7 protein-coding genes are annotated in these 6,061 nt (G+C 61.2%); 3 read left to right on the forward strand and 4 right to left on the reverse strand.

Going from position 1 to position 6,061, the window contains the following annotated elements; genetic code table 11:
• Positions 1-408: endonuclease/exonuclease/phosphatase family protein (locus tag HHJ19_RS12390; protein ID WP_296907805.1), on the reverse strand; the 408-nt coding region annotated here is incomplete at its 3' end.
• Between the two features lie 10 nt (positions 409-418).
• Here HHJ19_RS12390 and pyrE point away from each other — a divergent pair.
• Both pyrE and HHJ19_RS12400 read left to right on the forward strand, forming a co-directional pair.
• Positions 419-1,165, forward strand: coding sequence for an orotate phosphoribosyltransferase (gene pyrE, locus HHJ19_RS12395; protein WP_296907808.1), 747 nt, complete (start codon positions 419-421; stop codon positions 1,163-1,165).
• A gap of 9 nt (positions 1,166-1,174) precedes the next feature.
• Positions 1,175-1,885 carry a DUF4124 domain-containing protein gene (locus tag HHJ19_RS12400; RefSeq protein ID WP_296907811.1) on the forward strand — a complete coding sequence of 237 codons (711 nt, stop codon included), beginning with the start codon at positions 1,175-1,177 and terminating at the stop codon, positions 1,883-1,885.
• A 107-nt stretch (positions 1,886-1,992) separates the two neighbouring features.
• On the opposite strand, the gene gatB is transcribed toward HHJ19_RS12400, so the two are convergent.
• Genes gatB through gatC form a run of 3 tightly spaced genes read right to left on the reverse strand, consistent with a single transcriptional unit; the run spans position 1,993 to position 5,311 of the window.
• Positions 1,993-3,498 (reverse strand): Asp-tRNA(Asn)/Glu-tRNA(Gln) amidotransferase subunit GatB, encoded by a 1,506-nt coding sequence (gene gatB / locus HHJ19_RS12405; protein WP_296907814.1) that lies wholly within the window; start codon positions 3,496-3,498, stop codon positions 1,993-1,995.
• Positions 3,495-5,015 (reverse strand): Asp-tRNA(Asn)/Glu-tRNA(Gln) amidotransferase subunit GatA, encoded by a 1,521-nt coding sequence (gene gatA, locus HHJ19_RS12410; RefSeq protein WP_296907817.1) that lies wholly within the window; start codon positions 5,013-5,015, stop codon positions 3,495-3,497. Before gatA ends, gatB begins: the two co-directional genes overlap by 4 nt.
• Positions 5,012-5,311 carry an Asp-tRNA(Asn)/Glu-tRNA(Gln) amidotransferase subunit GatC gene (gatC, locus tag HHJ19_RS12415; protein ID WP_296907819.1) on the reverse strand — a complete coding sequence of 100 codons (300 nt, stop codon included), beginning with the start codon at positions 5,309-5,311 and terminating at the stop codon, positions 5,012-5,014. Before gatC ends, gatA begins: the two co-directional genes overlap by 4 nt.
• Before the next feature lie 294 nt (positions 5,312-5,605).
• Here gatC and HHJ19_RS12420 point away from each other — a divergent pair.
• Positions 5,606-6,061 (forward strand): rod shape-determining protein (locus HHJ19_RS12420; RefSeq protein WP_296907822.1); only part of this gene is annotated, 456 nt, incomplete at its 3' end.

The following is a 6,061-nucleotide window of genomic DNA, read 5'->3' on the forward strand; positions in this document are numbered from 1 at the left end:
GGCCAGAAAACGGAATTTGGCGGCCTGGCGCTCCTCGCCGGATGAACCGCTGGGAAAATAGCAGCTGATGATGGAGAGTTTCGGGCTTTGCCTGCGGCCCGGGCTGTCAAAGCGCAGCTCCACATAGCGTCCTTCGGCGTCAAATTCGGGCGAGTCATAGCCCACAATCACGTCGCTGGGCTCGTGTTTCGTGTAGATGCCGACGCCGGAATAACCTTTCTTCTCGGCAAAATGAAAATGCCCCCTGAGGCCGGCGATTTGTTCGAAACGGCCGCTCAGGTCGGCCGCTTGCGCCTTCAGTTCCTGCACGCAAATACAATCCGGCAGGGACAGGGCAAGCCACTCCTGCAGGCCTTTGCTGGCGGCGGAGCGGATGCCGTTAAGGTTGAGACTGGATAATTTGAACATGGAACTTTCAATGAGCACGACAGGACAGACAGCTGATACGAATCAGGCCACGCGGCCCGATGACAGCCTGGCACAGGAATTTGTGCAGTTTGCCGTTGAATCGGGGGTGCTGCGTTTTGGCGAATTCAGGACCAAGGCCGGGCGCCTGAGTCCCTATTTTTTTAACGCCGGCCTGTTTGATGATGGCGCCAAGCTCGGCCGGCTGGCGCAATTTTATGCGCGCCAGCTGCTGGCCGAGGAGCAGCGCAGCGGTCTGGCTTTCGACATGATTTTCGGCCCGGCCTACAAGGGCATTCCGCTGGCCGCCACGGTGGCTGTCGAGCTGGCGCGGCAGGGGCGCAACCTGCCTTTTGCCTACAACCGCAAGGAAGCCAAGGACCATGGCGAGGGTGGCACGCTGGTCGGCGCGCCGCTCAGGGGCCGGGTGTTGATTGTTGACGACGTGATGTCGGCTGGCACGGCAGCGCGTGAGTCGATTGCCATCATCAGGGCCGCCGGCGCCATTCCGCATGCGGTGGCGATTGCCCTGGACCGGCAGGAAAAGGCCACCGAAAACGGGGTGGATGTCAGCTACAGCGCCGTGCAATACGTGACTGGGCAGCTCGGCCTGCACGTTTGTTCGATTGCGCGATTGAGCGACTTGCTGCAGTATCTTGCCACGCAAGGCCACGCCGCCACGGATGCCGGGGGCGCTCTGCCGCTGCAAGCGCATTACCAGTCGGTGTTGGCTTACCGCGAACGCTACGGCATTGATTAAGGAAACGAATTGCTCCCGCAAACAGCGTCTATTGCCCATACCGCCCGTATCGCCCATATCGCCCGTATCACCGGTTTGGCGGCGCTGGTTTGCGTCGGCAGCCAAGCCGCCGCCCAGCAGATTTATACCTGTGTGGACGGCAGGGGCCGCAAGATCACGGCCGACCGGCCGATTGCCGAATGCCTTGACCGCGCGCAGCAGGAGCTGACACCTTCGGGCCTGGTCAAGCGCCAGCTGGGGCCTTCGCTCACGGCCTATGAGCAGTCCGCGCTGGAGGAAAAGGACAAACTGAGCGCCGAGAGGCGCGCCCATGAAGCCGATGACAAGCGCCGCGACCGGGCGCTGGTGCTGCGCTACCCGGCCCGCGCGGTGCACGACCAGGAACGCGCCGAAGCACTCAAGCAGATTGACGAAGTCGGCAGGGCCGGCAGCCAGAGGATGGCGGAATTGGCCGAGCAGCGAAAGGCGATCGCCAGCGATCTGGAGTTTTACACCAAAAACCCGTCAAAGGCCCCGGCTTCGCTCAAGCGCAGGCTCGAAGAAAACAGCAGCAGCGTTTTGGTGCAGCAGCACTTCATTGCCGAGCAGGAGCAGGAGAAAAAACGCATCAATCTGCGTTTTGATGAAGAGCTGGTCAAGCTCAAGCAGCTCTGGGCGCTGTTGGCCGCGACGCCCGCCACTGCGGCCGTCAGCAGCACAAAAAGCGGCGCAAAAAACTGAATTAACAGGTTGATTCTGCTCTCGTCCAATGGATACGGATTTTGTTTGCTATTTTTTAGATAGCAAGCTCCCGCCTGGCGGGCCAGCGCGCTGCCGCATCAGCGCCGTCAAGCCAGTTTTTTCTTCAGCAACTCGTTGACCTGCGCCGGGTTGGCTTTGCCTTTGGTGGCCTTCATGGCTTGGCCGACCAGTGCGTTGAAGGCTTTGGCATTGCCGGCGCGCACTTCCTCGACGTTTTTGGCGTTGGCGGCCAGCACCTCGTCGATGATTTTTTCGAGCTCGCCGGAGTCAGTAGCTTGGTTAAGTCCCTTGGCTTCAATGATGGCATCGACCACTTGTTGGGCCTCTTCGTCGGAGTCGCCAAAGCCACCTGGATGTTCTGAATGGCGCCAGAAATGATCTATCACCTGCACCACACCATTTTTGAATAAGCTGCCGTTGTGGAGTCTTGAAAGCACAACACCAAATTGTTTTGCCGTAATGGGGACCGAAAGGAAATCAAGCTTGTCTTCGTTCAACCGCCGTGACACTTCCCCCATGACCCAGTTGCTCGCCAGCTTCGGCTGCTTGCACACGGCGGCTACTTTTTCAAAATAAGCCGCCGTTGCTTTGCTCTGCGTGAGCTGGCCGGCGTCGTATTCGTTCAGGCCATAGTCGGCGACAAAACGCGCCGCCATCACGCGCGGCAACTCCGACATCTCCGATCGGGTCTGCTCTACCCATTCCCGCGAAATCACCAGCGGCGGCAAATCCGGGTCGGGAAAATAGCGGTAATCCGCCGCATCTTCCTTGCTCCGCATCGAGCGCGTCTCACCGGTGTCGGGGTCAAACAGCACGGTTGCCTGCTGGATCGCGTGGCCGTCCTCGATCTGTTCGATCTGCCAGCGAACTTCGTAGTCCATCGCCTGCTGCATGAACTTGAAGCTGTTCAGGTTCTTGATCTCGCGGCGCGTGCCCAGTTCGGCACCGGGCTTGCGCACCGAGACATTGGCGTCGCAGCGAAAACTGCCCTCCTGCATGTTGCCGTCGCAAATACCGATCCAGGTGACGATCTTGTGCAGTTCCCTGGCATAGGCCACGGCCTCGGCGGTGGAGCGCATGTCGGGCTCGGTGACGATTTCCAGCAGCGGCGTGCCAGCGCGGTTCAGGTCGATGCCGCTTTGACCGATGAAGTTTTCATGTAGCGATTTTCCGGCATCTTCTTCAAGGTGGGCACGCACCAGGCGCACCGATTTTTTCTCGCCATCGAGGAAGAACTCGACCACGCCGCCTTGCACCACCGGAATTTCGAACTGGCTGATCTGGTAGCCCTTGGGCAGGTCAGGATAAAAGTAGTTTTTGCGCGCAAAAATGCTTTTTTCAGCAATGTGGGCATTCACGGCCAGACCAAACTCGATGGCGCGCTGCACCGCGCCCCTGTTCATCACCGGCAGCGCGCCGGGCAGGGCGAAATCCACCGCAGAGGCTTGCGTATTGGGCTCGGCGCCGAACGCGGTCGAGGCACGACTGAAGATTTTCGATTTCGTCGTCAGCTGGGTGTGGGTTTCAAAGCCGATGACGACTTCGTAGCCATTGACCAATTTGTCCGGCGGGGATTTTGTGTCTTTGCTCATGCTGCGGTCCCGGGTGCTTTTTGGTGCCAGTCGGTCGCCAGCTGGAACTGGTGCGCCGCGCCCAGCAGCTGCGCCTCGCCGAAATAATTGCCGATCAGCTGCAGGCCGACCGGCATGCCGTGCGCGCCAAAGCCGGCCGGCACGCTCATGCCGGGCAGGCCCGCCAGGCTGGATGAAAGCGTGTAAATGTCGGCCAGGTAATTGGCCACCGGGTCATCGGATTTTTCGCCGATTTTCCAGGCCACGGTGGGTGACACGGGGCCGGCGATCACGTCGCATTGCGTGAAGGCTTTCTGGAAATCCTGCGCGATCAGGCGGCGGATTTTCTGTGCCTTGAGGTAATAGGCGTCGTAGTAGCCGTGCGACAGCACATAGGTGCCGATCATGATGCGGCGCGTCGCTTCGTCGCCAAAACCTTCACTGCGCGACTTTTTGTACATGTCGGTCAGGTCGCTGTAGTGCGCGGCGCGGTGGCCATAGCGCACGCCGTCGAAGCGGCTCAGGTTGCTGCTGGCTTCGGCCGGGGCAATTACGTAATACACCGGGATCGACAGCTCGGTCAACGGCAGGTCGACGTCCACCAGCGTGGCGCCCAGCTTTTCAAACTCGGCCAGCGCGCCGCGCACGGCCGCCAGCACGTCCGGCGAACAACCGGCGCCAAAAAATTGGGTTGGCAGGCCTATTCGCAAGTCTTTTAGCGGTGTGGTCGAGGAAGCACGGTCACTGTTAGCTATTAAATAAGTAGCATAGTCGGTGGCCGGCAAGTCCAGTGAGGTCGAGTCGCGATCGAGGTCCGGGCCAGCCATGGCGGACAGCAGCAGCGCGCAGTCCAGTGCGCTGCGCGCCATCGGGCCGGCCTGGTCCAGGCTCGAGGCAAAAGCCACCATGCCGTAGCGTGAGCAGCGGCCGTAGGTGGGTTTGATGCCGGTGATGCCGGTGAACGAGGCGGGCTGGCGAATCGAGCCGCCGGTGTCGGTGCCGGTCGCCGCCGGCAGCAGGCGTGCCGCGACCGCCGCCGCCGAGCCGCCCGAGGAGCCGCCAGGCACGCGGCTTGAGTCCCAGGGGTTTAGCACCGGTTTGTAGGCGCTGTTTTCATTGCTCGAACCCATGGCGAACTCGTCGCAGTTGAGTTTGCCCAGCGTGACCATGCCGGCGCCGCCTGCAGAAACGCCAAGCCGGCTCACCACGGTGGCGTCAAACGGGCTGCGGTAGTTTTCCAGCATTTTCGAGCCAGCGGTGGTCGGGAAGTCGCGCGTGACAAACACGTCCTTGTGCGCCAGCGGGACGCCCAACAGAGGGCTTCGTTCGCCCGCGGCCAGTCGGATGTCGGCGACTCTGGCCTGCGCCAGCGACACTTCCGCGTCAACAGCCAGAAATGCGCCCAGGCGGTCGTGCTGCGCGATGCGCTTGAGGAAATGCTGTGTGACTTCGACGCTGGAGACTTCGCGGGCGGCCAGCTTGGCGGCCAGTTGCGCGACGCCCAGTTCGTGCAGGTCGAGGTTGGTGCCGCTGTTCATTCGATCACCTTGGGGACGAGGAACAGGCCGCGCTCGACGGCTGGTGCGCTGCGCTGGCTGGCCTCGCGCTGGTCAGGTTCGCTGGCAATGTCCGCGCGCAGTCGCAGGGCGATCTCGCCGAGCACGGCGGCCGGGTGCGCCAGCGGCTCGACGCCGTCGGTGTTGACCGCATCCATTTGCGCTACCAGGGCGAAAAAGCCGTTGAGCTGGCCCAGCGTGCGCGCCGTTTCTTCAGGGCGCAATTCCAGCCGCGCCAGGTTGGCGACGCGTGAGATGTCTTCGGATGTCAATGCCATGGGGAATAGTGTGTGGATGCAGCAAAAATGAAGAGCAGGAACTATAGCGAAATATCGCCACTGAAACGAGGTTTAAAGCCGAAGAACGGGTCTTGGGCAAGCCTCGATTCACAGGGGATGCGTTATTATCCCGCCTTTGGTGTGAAATCAATGCCGGATACACTCCTTAGGCGTTTTTTAGGCGCCGTGAAGCAGGTTTCGCATGACTTCGCGCCAACTTTCCTCCTAATTGGTCAATCACAATAAGGCGATGACGCAGCGAAGTCTGCGCATGCCCCAACCGGATTCCCGCATATGTTTGAAGCATTCCGTCGGTACTTCTCAACCGACCTGGCGATTGACCTCGGCACCGCCAACACCCTGATTTTCGCGCGTGACAAGGGTATTGTGCTGGACGAGCCCTCGGTCGTCGCGATCCGCCACGAGGGCGGCCCGCACGGCAAGAAAGTTATCCAGGCTGTCGGCCGTGAAGCCAAGGCCATGCTGGGCAAGGTGCCCGGCAACATCGAGGCGATCCGCCCGATGAAGGACGGCGTGATTGCCGACTTCGTCATCACCGAGCAGATGATCAAGCAGTTCATCAAGATGGTGCACCCGCGCCGCCTGCTCACGCCCAGCCCGCGCATCATCATTTGCGTGCCCTGCGGCTCGACCCAGGTTGAGCGGCGCGCCATCAAGGACGCCGCCGAGGCCGCCGGCGCCGCCGCGGTCTACCTGATCGAAGAACCGATGGCGGCTGCGCTGGGCGCT

Source organism: Polaromonas sp. (assembly GCF_012927415.1).
Taxonomy (GTDB): Bacteria; Pseudomonadota; Gammaproteobacteria; order Burkholderiales; family Burkholderiaceae_C; genus Polaromonas.